Source organism: Rhabdochromatium marinum, assembly GCF_016583795.1.
Lineage (GTDB): Bacteria > Pseudomonadota > Gammaproteobacteria > Chromatiales > Chromatiaceae > Rhabdochromatium > Rhabdochromatium marinum.
This window is the reverse complement of the sequence record NZ_NRRS01000086.1, coordinates 1-15,364: the sequence shown is the minus strand read 5'-3', so window position 1 is coordinate 15,364 and position 15,364 is coordinate 1. Positions and strand designations below refer to the sequence as shown.

Below are 15,364 nucleotides of genomic sequence, written 5' to 3'. Positions count from 1 at the left end.
CCGCTTCCCGGTCTCGGCCAATGCTTGGAAGGAAACCTTGCGCGATGCCAAGGGCGACATCACCGCCAACATGGAGTCGGCCAAGGTCAAGGCGCGCCGCTGCATCTGGCGTCACACCCAGGATCAGGCTGAGCAAAAACGCCTGTTTACCGCGCTCAAGCGCAACGATTGGACAAGCGATCCCTACCTTCGCCGGATCATGCGCCGGGACTGGGCGCGCGGGCACAACCACACCCACAACCAGATCATCGTCCGCTCAGACAACTACACCGCCTTCCAGCGCGGCGGGCGCGCCTGGATCAAAATTCCCGGCCTCATCAAAGGCACTCGCATCGCCATCCCGCTCAACACCACCGTCGAGCCGACTGGCACCCTGCGGATCATCATCAAAAACGATGATCGCATCGAAATCCATACCACCATTGAGGTCGAGATCACCCAGGATTGCGGCACGCGCACCTTGGGCATCGACAAAGGCTACTCCGAGGCCCTGGTTGATTCCGACGGCGACCACCACGGCCCCGAGCTGGGCGCGGTGCTGACCAAGCAATCCGACACGCTCAAAGCCAAGTATCAGCACCGTTCCAAGCTGCACGCACTGGCCAAGAACAGCCGCAACCCGCGCAAGCGTGAGCACATTCGCCAGTTCAATCTCGGGCGCAAGACGCTGAATCGACAGATAGACAAAACCCATGCGCGCATCCGCGACCTGGTGTTCCAGTCGGTTCACAAGGTCGTCGACAAAGCCGCCATGATCGCGGCGGAAGATTTAACCGCCCCGATGGCGGGCAAGTCCTTCGGCAAGCACGTCAATCGTCGGCTGGCAAGCTGGACGAAAGGCGTCATTGCCGAAGCACTTGACAGTGTTTCAAGCCGTCGAGGTTCGACGGTCGTTCTGGTCAATCCGGCCTACACATCGCAAATGGATTCCCGCAACGGAGGCCTGCTGGGCCGCCGCCAAGGGGATCGGTTTCACTGTTTCGACGGGGTTGTGTTGCAGGCGGATCAGAACGCTGCGCGAAACGTGCTGGCACGGTTGTCCGACCCGGACATCGAGCGGTTCACGCCGTATCGAGCCGTGAAAGCGATCTTGCAAGCACGGACTGAGCGCCTCCGGTTGGGACTGCTCAACCAGGACTCCAGTTGCTCGCCCGGACAAAATCGGGTGCTATCAACGGAGAGCGAATTACCGAATGAGCACTTTCGAGTATGAAATTCGGAGCAGTATGGTATGTACTGTGCTTATGCTCAGAGTGCGGGCGGAATCGGCGATCGATAATCGGCTTCGCTATTTTCCTCGCGCGTCGCTCCAAAGGGCTTCCGGCCTGAGCGCGATACTGGATTTGAAGACGGATCAACTGAGACGGAGAGGTCTTGATGAAAATGATGAACAGGAAGCGACTCGCAATCCCGGCTGCGGCCTTACTGACCCTGACGCTGGCGGCATGCGGCGATTCCGACGATGGCGCCGCCGAGCAGATGGGGCAAAAGATTGACCGTGCGGCCGAGCGCGCAGGTGACAAGGTCGAGGCTGTCAAGAATTCGGTGTCGGACGCGCTGGAGAAGGCCGGCGATCGGGTGGAAGAGGTTGGAGATCGCGTGGAGAACCGCACCGATTAAACTATTCTCGGACGTCCCGATGTCGTCCTAACGATAGGCCACCGGTGGCAGAGCACCGAATCCTGCCCTTTGATCGATACGCGTGCGACCTCGTGTCGCACGTCCCGCTCAGGCGATACAGAGCCAGAGCCCACACTCACGCCGTCAAGCCCGACCAAGCAGCCGCGACTTGCTGACATCCCCAAAAGCCTTCCAGGCAGAGAGTCCCAGAGAGCGCCCGAGGAAGGCACCGAGGTGCTGGAGATCGACACTCGCCGGTGCCGGCCGTTCACCCGCTCGGATGGTTGCGAATGCAGGTCCGCCGTCGCTGGCGAGCGGCAACGGAATGCGGGGTGCGCCTTCAAAAGATCGAAAGGGATGAGGTGGAGTCAGTCGCCCAGTCCAGGCCTCCGGGTCCGGGCGCATAGCGCTTGGGGCGGTGCTTGCTGTCGAACTGATAGGCATAGACCTGTCTCAGCCGTGCGTCTGTCATCGCGTTCTACCTGCCTGGCGCGCCAATTCGAGGGTGTAGGCATCAGATCTCGGGCCGAGACACTCAGATATCGACCCGCTCGTGCTGTCGCGCGGCTCGGTGCATCCTGAGGGGAGAAATCGCGTTCCTGATGTAGACGAAGCGAGTTGCGTCGCGTCGGCACGCCAGGTTGTCAGCATGACCGACGGATCACCGCGTCAGGCAAGTCGATTGATGGCTTCTCAAGCGGCCACCGGTCGATTGCAGGTCGGTGACTTTTCGATCCTGGAAGCGGAAAATCGGCCTGCTCGGCTCAGAGGTCGTTCTGTCCCAGGTGCGGTGGCTTGCGCCTCGGTACAAGCGAAGCGGCAACGTCGCTTTCCTGGGTATCTCGACTTCACCGTTTATGTGCAGGTTTGTTCAACCGCTAACAGCCACGCACACGAAGAGCGTAGCTGGCTTTGCGGGAGGGGATTTCGAGAGTTTCGCGATCCTCAATCGCTTCGATGGGTTGGCCAGCGGTGATGGTGCCCAGCAGGGGTATCGCGACGCCTAGCTCCCGCTCCAGGTCGATGGGTTCGAGGTCGGCGCCCCAGTCGGGGGCGGTGCGCCGATGGGGGGTGAGGCAGACGAGTCGGGCCATGGGGGTCCTCCGTCGATCTGTTCGGTGGGCTTCAAACGCTCACGCAGGGCAAAGCATGCCAGTCGGTTGAGCAAGCCGAGGAGTGGCGCTCGGCGCCTTGGCAGGCAGCGTACACCAGGACCACGCCGCCGTGCGCCTGCAGCCAAGCGCTGGGGGCTTGGCTGGCCAGCACCTGCATCACCCGACGACCCGACGCGACAGATTGCCTTAGGGCGCTTAGTGTGATGAGAACACGGTTACGCGGTGCTAGCGGATGGTCGCTCGACTTGGTAGTAAGGCGCGCTCATCGGCAGGCCGTGGGCTTTGGCTTCTTGGCTGCGCGCGACCAGGCAGCCGCCGTTGTTGGAGTGGAGAGCGCCACCACGGGGCGACCTTCGAGCGCGGGCTGAAACAGGCGCTCGCAGGAGACATAGAAGTTGTTGCAATCGACCAGAGCGAACAGGGGCGAGGCCACCATCAAGGGCGGCGACGACGATGGCGCCGTGGCGCGTTTCCTCGGCACAATCAACGATGATCAGATCGCCGTCCTGGATGCGGCACCGGTCATGGAATCGCCTTGCACGCGCAGCTGGAGTTTAGGACATTAGCTTTATGGGCGCGTTAGGTGTGTTGATTTACTGGTTGATGTGGTAGGAATTTTTACAGATTAATTGAGTGATTTATTATTTAAGCCGTCACGCCAGCTAAGCGCAAAATCTTGAATAGATTCAGCAAATTCTTGATCCGCATCTTGGTCATCAATGGTGCAATGAATAACAACCATATTCTTGCTTTCATGGTATGTGATCGTCCAAGCAAAAGCATGCGGGCAATCTAATAATGAGAAACGCACGCCATTTTTAATTACCTCGCGTGAAACAATAAAATGTCCCCAAACGCAATAGATTTCGCCGATATTGCCTTTGTCTGAAATGACAGATTCAATTAAAAGGCAAAAATCTGGAAGTGCTGAGATCCGCAAAAAATTTTTCAGCGAATCAATTTTTACCTCTTTTTTTAGTTCTTGAAAAAATTCCATAAAACAGATCTTGCTCGGTTATTAAAGTGACCCAGGCGCATTAATTACTTACTTAATTATTTAATTCCAAGATTTTCTTGTAAGACACGCCATCTGATAATAATCATTGCCATTGAATTTAAACTCTTGAATTACATCAAGACCAAGTTTTCTTTTGTGAGCCTGGTATGACCTTTCATTGGTTTTGTTCACAAAAGTAACCAATATCGAATATCGCTCTGACATCTTGTTTTTGGCAAACTCAAAAATCTTTTCTAAAACACCCGTTCCTCGAACACTTTTATCAATACATATTGGACCATATTGGTACGAATTATCAATACTCAATGTTTGCCCATGATATTCAAGGCTTGGCAGATTACTTATCATGTATTCAAACATTGGCCACAGTGACCAGAAATCCCATGATGCAGCCATCGCATAAGCCACAACTTGACCATCTATCTTAGCGATGAACAAACCGTTTTCCTTTTGGATCAAATCCGCCATCTGTTCTTTGGTAAATGACGTTGTTACAAAGCCATCGGCTTTATCTTCTTCATTGATGGAATCAATTTGATACTTATAGTGCAGTCTTAGAATATCGTCTATCTCTGATAATTCTGCATTTTTTAGTTTCATGCCCGCACGCTTCATTTTTGTTAATCTAACAGTGTATTAGACGGACGTCACGGATTATCTACATAGATGGACCGAGCGTCTCGCGTAATCGAGCGATCACTTAGATGAGTTGCGCAAGCCGCTCCGCGAAGCCCCTAATCTCAGATAAGGTGGCAATCAATGGCGGGTCGATGCGCAAGGTTCGTCCGCGTAAACCTACGATATAGCCGGCATCGAGGAGCGCTTGGTGGAGTGACGCCGCCGTTCCACTATCGATCAGATCAATGGCGAACATGGCCCCCCGCCCCCGCACATCCTGGACGATTCTTCCGTCAACCATTTCTTTAAGCCACTCGAAAAAACGGTAGCCAGTCTCTCGGCCGTGCTGCACTAAATCCTGCTGTCGAAGTTCATGCAGAACCGCGCTCACAACGGCGGCTCCGAGCGGGTCGTTCTGGTGTGACTGAGAATACTGAAGCGGTCGCTCGGCGAGCGCATTGGCTATGGGGCGACTCATGAGCACTGCACTGACGGGATAGCCGTTTCCCATTCCCTTGCCAAGCACGATGATGTCGGGACTTAGATCATAGTGGTCGCAACCGAGCCAGCGGCCTGTTCGCCCAAAACCTGTCGTGACTTCGTTGGCGATGATCAGCCCTCCACATGATCGAACACGGGAGGCAAGTTTGTGAATGAGTCGCTTGGGTGGAAATCGAACGGCTCCCGACGCGCTTCCAGGTTCAAAAATAAAAGCGTTGATCTCTGCAGGCAGCGTACTAACCGGGTCGCATTCCTCATTGTCATCTAAGCCGCTCCAGTTGACGATATGCCAGCCGGTCTCTCTATCACGCAACGATCTGTACGCACCCAAATAGGAATCATGCAGCGTCATCGTGTTGTAGTGCCCCGTAAGGTGCTTCGCAATCGAACGCGCAAGCTCGATCGCTTCGCTTCCCGACGACAAGAAGATGCATCGACCGCCTGCCAATGCGAATTGCGCAAGCAAGGCCCCTGCAACCTGGTCGCTGATAGAGGACGCATAGCAAAACCCGGTGTGCGATATCTTGCTTAACTGTTCATGGATCGCAGCGTTCACATGCTTGTGGTTGTGACCGAGTGAAAGGCACCAGACACCGGCTTCGAGATCCAAGTAGCGCTTTCCCTGCTCGTCGAACACGTAGCTTCCTTGTCCAGAGACAATGTTCGGGAGCTTGATCTCATGGCCTGTTGGATGAAATAGATTGTCCATTGCTCAATTTTATCACTCTTGGCAAAGATGCGCGACAGGTCATGAATAAACGAAGCGTTTTCGCATCACTCGTTATACCGGTTGAGCGGCGCCCTGCGTTCTAAACAAAAGGCTATAGAGCACAGGCACGACGCCGAGCGTCAATACCGTGCCGACCAGCAAACCAAAGGCCATGACGCTGGCCATGCCGTAGAAAAGTGGATCGCGCGCCAGGATCAGCGGGGCCAGTCCCAGCGCCGTGGTGATGGTAGCCATCAGGATGGGGCGCAGCCGACAGGTCGAGGCACTGACGATGGCCTGCACGAGCGGCAGGCCGGAGCGCCGTTCGCTATCGATGCGATCGATCAACACGATGGCGTTGTTCATCAGGATGCCAGCAAGGGCGTAGAGCCCGAGAATCACCATGAAGCCAAAACTGGCCCCCATCAGCAGCAGACCGAGCACGGCGCCGATCAACAGCAGCGGAATGCTCAGCACGATGATCGCCGGGCGTCGGTAGTCGTTGAACTGCGCGACCAGCAGAATCAGCATGACCACCAGGCACAGCGGTAGATTGGCCATCAGCGCCGCGCGCGCCTCGCCTGAATCGACCACCACGCCATCGAATTCAATGCGATGGCTTGGGGGTAATTCCCTGGCCAGTGCATCCAGGGCCGGTGCGATCCTCGGCGCCAGATCCTCGGCATTCAGCCCAAGGTTGCGCGCCTCCACGGTTAGGGTCAACTCCAGGTCTTCGCGGGCGAGCCGGCCATAGGCATTGACCAGGCGCACATCGGCGACCTGCATGAGTGGGATGGGACGACCGGTCTCAGGTGCTGCCAGACTCAGGGTTTGGATGCGCTCGGCTTGCGCGCGCTCCTGATCATCGGCGCGCAGCACAATCGGAATCTGCTCGTCGTCCTCCCGCAGCAAGGTGGCCGTCTGACCGGTGAAGGCACGCGCGAGGGTCTCGGCTATCGCGTGGTTCGACAAGCCAGCGCGCGTTGCGCGTGCCGGATCGATGACTACTTCGAGCTGTGGGATGCGGTTTGCCCAATCCCGATGCACGTCGAGAGTGCCGGGGATTTGGTACAGCGCCGCCTGGATGCGATCGCCAACCGCATCGAGCACGGCGGGATCAGGGCCTTTGACTTGGATGCTCAGCTTGCTGGAATCGCTCGGTCCCAGGAACATCTTGCTGACCCGGGCATTCAGCTCTGGCGTGACCTCCTGAAACAAGACGCGCAGTTCTTCCATCAACGCATCCATCTGCCCGAACTCGACTAGGTTGATAACCATGAAAGCCTTGTTGGGCGCGGCATCAATGGGCGTCAGCGAGAGCACGAACCGCGGTCCGCCAAAACCGATGTAGGTCGCGTGGCTGTGGATCCGCTCGCCCAGCGCCGCCGCTGTCCCGGCCGGCTTCAGGGCGGCGAAGATCTTGCGTATGGCCGCGTCGGTGGCCCGCGTGCTCACACCGGCGGGTAAATCGATTTCCACCAGGAGTTGCGCACGGTCGCTGTTGGGAAAGAAGCGCTGCGGCACTTGGCTCATGCCCGCCACCGCAGCCACCATCAAAGCCACCATGAGGGCGAGCAGCACGCGCGGATGGCGCAACAGCACCCGTAGCAAGCGTCCATACTGATCGGCCAACCATTGAAACGCCCGATCGGCCAGGCGGGGCGACTGGGCGTCGGTGTTAGCCGTCGGTGTCGGAGCAAAACGATGGCACAGGCTAGGCGTGACCAGCATGGCCAACACCCAGGAACTCAGCAAGGCGATCAGGATCACTTGCGAGATGGAACGGGTGTATTCGCCAGCGGTGTGCTCGGCGAGCATCAGCGGCAGAAACACCAGGATACTGGTCAGGGTCGAAATCAATAACGGGATGGACAGCTCCCGTCCAACGCCGCGTAGCGCTGCCACGCGGCTCTCGCCAATCTCCAGGCGGCGCTTATAGTCATCGGCGACCACGATGGCGTTGTCGACCAGCAACCCCAGCGCAATCACCAGGGTCGCCAGGCTCATTCGCTGCAAGTCGATGTTGAAGAACCCCATGATCGCCAAGGTGACGAGGATGACCGCCGGCACGATGGCTCCAACGATCAACCCGGTGCGCAGCCCCAAGAAGGCGATCACCACCACCAGCACCACCATCAGCGTTTGAAGCACATTGGCGCTGACGCCATAGACCGCCTTGGCCACCTGCTCGGCCTGAAAGGTCATGGTGGCAAGCGTATAGCCGACGGGCACTGTGGTCTTGATGTCGTCCAACATGGCGCTCAATGCGCGACCGTAATCGAGCACGCTCCAACCTTCGCGCATGGAGATGGCCAGCACAATGGCGGGCTGCCCATTGAAATAGGCCGGTCGTTGCGGCGGATCGACCGGACCGCGATGCACCTCGGCGAGCTCGCCGAGCGGAAGCGTGCCACCCCCGCCGGGCAGTTGGATCAGACGCTCGCGCACGGCGGCGACGTCCGCAAAGGCGCCGCTCGGCTCCAACAGCAGTTGCCGCGTTCCGGTGTCGATTTGACCGCCAGGATGAAAGCTGTTTTCGGCGTGCAGCTGCCGCGCGATAGCGTTCGCATCCAGCCCGAGCTCGGCCAGACGCGCGTTGCGAAAGTCGACATAAATGCACTCAGGCTGCGCGCCGAGCACATCAATGCGCTTGGTACCGGGGACGCCGTAGAGCCGGTCGCGGATGGCTTCCGCCTGGTTGGTGCGCTCTTGCCAGGTGAAATCCTTCCCCATCAGCGCGACGGTGGCCACCGCGACATCACCGAAGTCGGTATTGACCTGAGGGGGTCGGGTACCCTCGGGCAGGCTGGGTTCAACTACGGCGATGCGGTTGCGTAGATCCTGCCAAATGGCGTCGAGATCGAACAGGGTCGGATAAAGCTTGGCATGAATGATCGAGCGCCCCGGCATTGACAGTGAGCGGATTTCCTCGACCTCCGGCACCCGGCGCACCGCATCCTCCAGCGGACGGGTGATCTGGCGCTCGACGCGCTCGGCGGATAGACCGGCAAACTCGGTGGTGATCACCGCCTCCCGCACGGTGATCTGCGGGTCTTCGCGGGCCGGCAAGGCGAAATAGCTGATGACGCCATAGCCCATCAGCGCTACCAGGATGAGTGCGACGACTGGCCGATGCCGAAAGGCCCAGACAGTGATATTCACGGCGCGACTCGCTCGGTCGGACTGGCGCTGACGAGCCGACGCACGCGCTGCCCATCGCGCAAGAAGGCCAGTCCGCGCGTGGCGATGATCTCAACAGGCGTGAGTCCGCCCCGTACCAAGGCGCCCTCCGCCGTAAGCTGTTCAATCTGGATGTCGCGTGCTTCTAGCACGCCCAAGGCACTGTCCGCACTGTCGGGAACAAACACGAAGGCGCGCTGGGTCTCGCCGTCTCCCCCCAAGAAGGCCGTTAGTGGAATGCGGGTCGCCGCTCCGGTGCCTGGCTGATGTGGGACGTCAAGACGATCGGCGATCATGACTTCTGCCGTCATGCCGGGCTTGAGCGCGCAGTCCGCAGACGCCAAGCGCAGGGTGACTGGAAAACTACTGTTGCGATTGTTGGGAGTGCCAATTTCCGCGACGCGGGCGCGCAGTGTCTTTCCGGGGCAGGCGGCAACGCTCACCGGCGCCACATCCTCCCGCTCGAGCCGTACCACCAGGGTCTCGGGGATCGAGACCAAAACCTCGAATCCACGCGCTTCTCCTTGCAACTCGAGGACGGTTTCGCCCGCGATGACTTGTTGTTGCGGCTCGGCGGAGCGGCTCGCGACCCAACCTGCGTAGGGTGCGTGCAACACCGTATCGCGCAACGCCTTCTCGGCATTGCGGCGCTCAGCTCGCGCGACGGCCAAGCGCGCTTGGGCGGTAGCGCGCGCTGCCAAGGCTTCATCCAGCGCCGCTTCCGACGCCGAGGCGCGTCCGTGTAAATCCTGCTGGCGCCTGAACTGCTGCTCGGCTTCGCGCAACTGGGCCACAGCCTCGTCAACCGCCGCCGTGCGCGCTTCAAAGGCGAGCCGGTAGCTGGTGCTGGCGAGACGCGCCAGCACCTGGCCGGCAAGGACGCCCTCGCCGACGTCAACCGACAGAGCTTCAATCCGCCCGCCAACCTCGAAGCTCAGCGGCGCGCGCTGCACAGCGCGCACCACGCCCGGAAATGGGTAGCGCCAGGATTCTGCAGCGGCCTGCACAGGAGCCCAGGCGATCACGCGTGGCTGTGCTTTTGTATCGACCGAAGTGGTCGCCCCATCGCAGCCGCTCAGGGCGGCGCCGATGAGGGTCGCACATAACCCAACAGCACATCGTATGACGCTATACCTTTTCATGGCGTGCGCAGGCACGGCTCAATGAGCGCCGAACAGTTGCGGATGCGACCGAAGCCTCATCGGCGTCCTCCTCGGGGGCTTGGTGAAGCGTGTCCACCGTCTGAAGCGTGCGCAAAGTGGCCTCTAAGTCGGCAGCGGGAATGTCCGAGCACAGGGCCTGGGCATGCGCTTGCCAGGCGGCCTGGATTGCGCGGTAGGTGCGTTGACCGTCTTCGGTCATCGCGAACAGCGGCGAGCGCTTGTGCGCGGGGTTGGCGCCTTTGCGCACCAGTCCTTGCTTCTCGAGCAACGTCAGTTGCTTGTTGGCCCCCTGCCGGGTCACGCCCATCTGCCGGGCAATTGCCGGGGCCGACGCGGGCTGCTCCAAGAACGCCAGGGCACCGAGCATCTGCCAGCGTGCGCTGGTCAGTCCGAAAGGTGCCGCGAACCGGTCGCCCCACTCGATTAAGCGCCCGTGGGTGCGAAAGATCGACACCACGACCTGGGTAATTTGCTCCGGCGTGCTTTCTGACATGCGGCCCTCATTGGTAACTGGTTGCAATATAGTAACCAGTTTACAATATCAATACCGGTTGTCAAATTTGGTTTTGGTGTGGGGCGACTTCGGCCGAGGCGGGTTGATCGGCGACGGCCTACAACGGATTTCGATTTGATTGCGCGATGTCAATGCGACCCAGCCACCAAACGCCAATCATTATCGTTACAAGTCCATTCGCAGTCGCACCGGAGCGCAGCAAGGAGATAAGAAGCATGATCCAGACACGTCACCAGATACCTGGACGCGTGCGGCTGCGTATCCAGCCGCTGACACAGAATCATGCCTTGGCCTCAAGATTCGAGCGTCATTTCAACGGGATTGAGGGCGTACTGGAGGTGAGCTGCAATCCGGGCTGCGCATCCCTGGCCCTGCGTTATCAGGAATCCCTAATCGATGCGGCCGCGCTCAGGTCCATGATCGACGCCATCCTGCGCGATCCCTTGTGTGCCGAGCCTGCGGATGCGGAGACCGATGCTGGCATCCAATGTCGCGGCTGCCGGCAGGCAACACAAAGAGACAAGAAGAGCGGCTCCTGGTTCTGGCGTCTGCTCGGCTTCGGTCTGCTCTGCGGCTATCTGGGATACGTGCTGATCCGCGAGCATGTCCTGAAACGCCCCGTGGCCCAGTCCGCATTGAGTCCGACCGGGCTGATCGCCCTGGTCGGCGCCCTGCCCCTGCTGCGCGATGCCTGGCACGAGACCTTCACCGAGCGGCGCTTCACCATCCACCAGTTCCTGGCCTTCTCGCTGCTCCTGGCGATCCTGGTCGGCGAGGCACTGACCGCCTTCGAGATCATCTTCGTGCTCCACGGCGGTCGGCTGCTGGAGACCTATGTAGCGAACCGCTCGCGGCGCGAGATCCGGCGCATGCTCTCCCTGTCCATCAAGGACACCTGGGTGGTGATCGACGGCGCCGAGATCCTCACCCCAGTGGCGGAGCTGAAGGCGGGCGACCTGGTGGTGATCCGCACCGGCGAGAAGATCCCGGTCGACGGCGAGATCGAACAGGGCGCGGCGGAGCTGAGCGAGGCGGCCATCACCGGCCGCGCCGAGCCGGTCTACAAGACCCAGGGCGAGCGGGTCTTCGCCGGCAGCTATCTCGAACAGGGCGTGCTCTATGTACGGGCGTGCGAGGTCGGCGAGGACACCTATCTGGCCCGTATTGCGGCACTGGTCGATGCCTCGCTCGACCAGAAGGCCCCGCTGCAGGAACGCGCCGACGTCCTGGCGGCCCGTCTATTGAAGCTCGGTACGATCTCGACCCTCGGCACCCTGGTGCTCACCCGGAGCCTGAGCCGGGCGCTGACGGTCATGCTGGTGATGTCCTGTCCCTGCTCGACCATCCTCGCCGCCTCCACGGCCGTGAGCGCGGCCATCCACAATGCTGCGCGCCGTCAGATCCTGGTCAAGGGCGGCATCTATCTGGAGCAGATCGGCGGCGCCCGATGCTGGTGCTTCGACAAGACGGGCACCCTGACCACCGAGACCCCGGAGGTCGCCGAAGTGGTGGCCGAGGATGCGCAAGAACTGCTGTTCTGGGCCGCCTCGGCGGAGCAGCACAACCCGCACGCGCTCGCCCATGCGATCGTGGAGCACGCCAGGGACCAGGGCGTCGAGCCCGAGCAGCATGCCTTGAGCGAGCATCTGCTCGGACAGGGCGTCAAGGCCCAGGTGCGGGAGCGCACCGTGCTGCTCGGCAACGCCCGTCTGCTCGAGTCCGAGCGTCTGCGCTTGAACCGGCGTCTGCGTCACGCGGCCGAGGAAATGAGCGAGCGCGGACTGACCAGCGTCTACGTGGCGCTGGACCGCGAGGTGCTGGGCGTGCTGGGGATCCGTCACCAGCTGCGTCCCGGCGTCCGCGAGACGCTGGAGGCACTGCGCGCCGAGGGGGTGACCCATCTGTGTCTGATCTCGGGCGACGAGCCGGCCGTGGCCGAGGGACTGAGCCGCGAGCTGGGTCTGGACTCCTGTCACGCCGGACTGCTGCCACAGGACAAGGCCGAGGTGGTGCGGCAGCTGCGCCGGGATCATGGATCTCTGGTGATGGTCGGGGACGGCGTCAACGACGCACTGGCCCTCTCCGAGGCCGAGATCGGCATCGCCATGGGGGCCGGCGGCTCCGAGGTCGCGATCGAGATCGCCGACATCGCGCTCGCCGACAGCGACGTGCGCAAGCTGATTGCCATCCGCCGGCTCAGCGACCGCACCCTGCGCACCGCCGATCAGAACTATGCCTTCGCCGTGGTCACCGACCTGGCCGGGGTCGTTCTAGGCGCGCTCGGCATCCTATCGCCCGCCATGGGCGGCATCATCCACATCAGCCACACCCTAGGGATCCTGCTCAACTCCTCGCGTCTGCTGGCCCACCGGCCCGATTGATCGAGCCCCCGAATGCGCGGTCGGCCCGCGGTGGCGGTGGCCGACTGAACGGACCCATCCCGAGATGGGTCCAGTCGCATCAGGATGCCACCTGCACCTCGTTGCCAAGCATGCGTCTCAGAGTGCCGTCTCGATCAATGAGATGGTGCTTCAGCGCGCCCACCAGATGCAGGACGATGGCGCCAATCAGAAGATAGCCGACCCAGCCATGCACCAGATGACCGATCTGGGCCAGCGTCGCGTTGAGCGGCAAAACCTCCTGCGGATTGGCCGGATCCGGATTGGGCGCGATCAGTTCGAGCCCGAAGAAGGAGACGCCATGTCCGCCCATGCCGGACATCATGACCCCGGAGATCGGCATCAGGACCGTTCCGACGATGAGCACCCAGTGCACGATCTTCGCCAGCCGCTTCTCAATGGACGTATAGTTCCCAACCGCCGTGGGCCAGCCGTTGAGCATGCGCCACACCACGCGCAGGACCACGAACAGGGCGATGAGGACCCCGAGCGACTTGTGCCAGGGGTAGAGCGCATAGACGCCGTTCTCGGTCATGTAGACCCCGACGGCCAGCAGGCCGATCATCATAAGCGCGACGATCCAATGCAGAGCAATGGTGTTCGGACTGAGCCGGGTGGGCGAATCGAATGTCATGGTCATATCTCCGCAGATTGGCTGGCCGTCGAACGACGGCGGTTAAATTCGAACGCGACAGGCTAGGCTGAGAGCCTCTATGCGTCCAATGCATAGCGGAGATACTAATTATTCATATGACGAATCTGCGTACCCTGGATCTGAATTTGCTCGTCGTCCTGAGACAGCTGCTCGAGGACCGTCATGTCTCGCGCGCTGGCGAGCAGCTCGGCATGAGCCAGCCCGCCGTGAGCCGCGCCCTGCAGCGGCTGCGCGCCATGTTCGACGACCCGCTGCTGGTCCGCACCCCGCGCGGATTTGAGCTCAGCGCGCGCGCCGAGGCACTCCTGCCGGAACTGAGCCGCTGGCTGAATGAGGCCGAGCACCTCGTCTCTCGGCCCGTCTTCGATCCGGCCACCTCGACCCAGGTAGTCCGCTTCTACGGCCCGGAGCCGGAGGTCGGCTGGTTCCTCCCGCCGCTGTTCGAGCGGATGCGCCAGCTGGCTCCCGGCATGGTGCTGGAGGTGAACAGCGAGCCGCGCGACCATTTCGGTCCGCTCGAACGCGGCGAGGTCCACTTCGTCGTCACCCCATTCGAGCCCAGCGCGAGCACCGCGCAGCTCCACAGCCTCCGTCTCGCCCCCTTGAACTTCGCCCTGGTGATGAGCAAGGACAATCCGCTTGCACAGGGTCCGCTGACCCTTGAGCGCATCGCGGCGGCCAGCCACGGCTTGGTATCGCTCACCGGACGTGGCGGCGGCCTGTTAGAGAAGCATCTCATCGAGCAGGGCCAGCTGTCGCCGGGTGAACGGCTGAACCAGCCCCTGCGGCTCTCCAGCTTTGCCTCCATCCCCGCCTTCTGCGAGCGCAGCGACATCGTCTTCCGCCTGCCGCGCCGGTTTGCCAAGGAACTCGCCCGAGGCCGCAATCTGGTGGTCCGCGAAGCCCCGCTGCACACCACCAAAGAGGTCATTTACGCCCACCTCTACTGGCACGAGCGGTTTCACAAGGATCCCATGTGCCGATGGATCCGGGAGCAGTTGAAAGCGGGACAGGTCTGAACCGCGTCCCGAACTAAGTGTCTAGCACCGCCACATGGCCTTGGTGATGGTAGCAACGTTGTTCCTGCTCAAACAGAAGATCCAGGGCCAAACTCAGTGGCCCATGCTGCCGATCAACGATCTGGTCACGGCTCTGGAGCATCTCTTACCCCGGCGCCAACTCACGGCCGAAGAACTGGTCTAGATCATCGCCAAGCGCCATCGACTTCGCCAGCAGACCAAGAACTCTCATGCCCGGCGGGCTGAAGCGGCGCTGGAGTAAATCTGACAAAGTAGACCTCACCGCCTATCAGTTAATCTCGGGCACTACTGTCCGGGGAAACTCGCGAAGCGACCTGGCAAGCCATTGTTTTAGTGGAATAATAAGTCAAATTATGGGTGTTAGCGATTTAAAGCGATGTCAGTCCCTGACAATCCCAGGATTTTGGGATCACAGGGGACATGGGATCCACTATAATCTTGAAAGTGAAATGTTTAAGGGTAAAGAAATTGGCCGACGCCGCAAGGCGGTCAGTAAGAACTGGTGGAACAAGGAGTGGCCGGCCCGATTGCTTGGCGTTGCTCAGGCACTTCAAACCTCTGACGGTCTCATAGAGATCGGCGAAGGAAATCGAAAGGTATCATGCAGGCCAAACCGTTGAGTTGGCAATGCCCGGTAGGGCTACGAGCCCTGTACTAAATAAACGCTTTTAAGGCACAATAACGACAGGTTTTTTGGGCTAGGGGTGTCCCGTCCCGGAAGATTATTTACCAAAGAGGAGCCATCCGTTATTCCTCGCGCGCGAGATGCTCGAAGCGCTCATCGCCGATCTCAAAGCGGATTGCTCAAGCGCTGAGCCATCCCAATGTCATG

15 protein-coding genes are annotated in these 15,364 nt (G+C 60.4%); 5 read left to right on the top strand and 10 right to left on the bottom strand.

What is annotated here, in order from left to right:
• Together CKO36_RS16605 and CKO36_RS16600 are read left to right on the top strand one after the other, a co-directional pair.
• Positions 1-1,213: RNA-guided endonuclease TnpB family protein (locus CKO36_RS16605; RefSeq protein ID WP_200285812.1), on the top strand; the 1,213-nt coding region annotated here is incomplete at its 5' end.
• A gap of 164 nt (positions 1,214-1,377) precedes the next feature.
• Complete coding sequence (locus tag CKO36_RS16600) at positions 1,378-1,620, top strand: hypothetical protein (RefSeq protein ID WP_200285811.1); 243 nt, start codon at positions 1,378-1,380, stop codon at positions 1,618-1,620.
• Between the two features lie 340 nt (positions 1,621-1,960).
• On the opposite strand, the gene CKO36_RS20165 is transcribed toward CKO36_RS16600, so the two are convergent.
• The 9 genes from CKO36_RS20165 to CKO36_RS16555 all read right to left on the bottom strand — a co-directional run bounded on the left by CKO36_RS20165 (position 1,961) and on the right by CKO36_RS16555 (position 10,417).
• Positions 1,961-2,092 (bottom strand): hypothetical protein, encoded by a 132-nt coding sequence (locus tag CKO36_RS20165; protein WP_275957864.1) that lies wholly within the window; start codon positions 2,090-2,092, stop codon positions 1,961-1,963.
• Between the two features lie 406 nt (positions 2,093-2,498).
• Positions 2,499-2,714, bottom strand: coding sequence for a LexA family protein (locus tag CKO36_RS16590; RefSeq protein WP_242469683.1), 216 nt, complete (start codon positions 2,712-2,714; stop codon positions 2,499-2,501).
• A gap of 283 nt (positions 2,715-2,997) precedes the next feature.
• Positions 2,998-3,216 (bottom strand): Y-family DNA polymerase, encoded by a 219-nt coding sequence (locus CKO36_RS16585; RefSeq protein WP_200285810.1) that lies wholly within the window; start codon positions 3,214-3,216, stop codon positions 2,998-3,000.
• 144 nt (positions 3,217-3,360) lie between these two features.
• Positions 3,361-3,732, bottom strand: a complete 372-nt coding sequence (locus CKO36_RS16580; protein ID WP_200285808.1) for a hypothetical protein — start codon at positions 3,730-3,732, stop codon at positions 3,361-3,363.
• A gap of 60 nt (positions 3,733-3,792) precedes the next feature.
• On the bottom strand, positions 3,793-4,353 hold the full coding sequence (locus CKO36_RS16575) for a GNAT family N-acetyltransferase (protein ID WP_200285807.1): 561 nt from the start codon (positions 4,351-4,353) through the stop codon (positions 3,793-3,795).
• A gap of 100 nt (positions 4,354-4,453) precedes the next feature.
• Positions 4,454-5,581, bottom strand: coding sequence for a class-III pyridoxal-phosphate-dependent aminotransferase (locus tag CKO36_RS16570; protein WP_200285806.1), 1,128 nt, complete (start codon positions 5,579-5,581; stop codon positions 4,454-4,456).
• A gap of 72 nt (positions 5,582-5,653) precedes the next feature.
• A complete protein-coding gene (locus tag CKO36_RS16565; RefSeq protein WP_200285805.1) occupies positions 5,654-8,743 on the bottom strand; it encodes an efflux RND transporter permease subunit in 3,090 nt (1,029 codons plus the stop codon).
• Positions 8,740-9,786, bottom strand: coding sequence for an efflux RND transporter periplasmic adaptor subunit (locus CKO36_RS16560; protein ID WP_200285804.1), 1,047 nt, complete (start codon positions 9,784-9,786; stop codon positions 8,740-8,742). Before CKO36_RS16560 ends, CKO36_RS16565 begins: the two co-directional genes overlap by 4 nt.
• A gap of 103 nt (positions 9,787-9,889) precedes the next feature.
• Positions 9,890-10,417: a MarR family winged helix-turn-helix transcriptional regulator gene (locus CKO36_RS16555; protein ID WP_200285803.1), complete on the bottom strand. Its 528-nt coding sequence runs from the start codon at positions 10,415-10,417 to the stop codon at positions 9,890-9,892.
• A gap of 236 nt (positions 10,418-10,653) precedes the next feature.
• Between CKO36_RS16555 and CKO36_RS16550 the strand changes: the two genes are divergently transcribed.
• Positions 10,654-12,819: a heavy metal translocating P-type ATPase gene (locus tag CKO36_RS16550; RefSeq protein WP_200285802.1), complete on the top strand. Its 2,166-nt coding sequence runs from the start codon at positions 10,654-10,656 to the stop codon at positions 12,817-12,819.
• Positions 12,820-12,898: 79 nt separating this feature from the next.
• On the opposite strand, the gene CKO36_RS16545 is transcribed toward CKO36_RS16550, so the two are convergent.
• Positions 12,899-13,471 carry a cytochrome b gene (locus tag CKO36_RS16545; RefSeq protein ID WP_200285801.1) on the bottom strand — a complete coding sequence of 191 codons (573 nt, stop codon included), beginning with the start codon at positions 13,469-13,471 and terminating at the stop codon, positions 12,899-12,901.
• Between the two features lie 116 nt (positions 13,472-13,587).
• Between CKO36_RS16545 and CKO36_RS16540 the strand changes: the two genes are divergently transcribed.
• Complete coding sequence (locus CKO36_RS16540) at positions 13,588-14,511, top strand: LysR family transcriptional regulator (protein ID WP_200285800.1); 924 nt, start codon at positions 13,588-13,590, stop codon at positions 14,509-14,511.
• A gap of 34 nt (positions 14,512-14,545) precedes the next feature.
• Positions 14,546-14,695, top strand: a complete 150-nt coding sequence (locus CKO36_RS16535) for a hypothetical protein (RefSeq protein ID WP_200285799.1) — start codon at positions 14,546-14,548, stop codon at positions 14,693-14,695.
• The last annotated feature ends 669 nt before the right edge of the window (positions 14,696-15,364 follow it).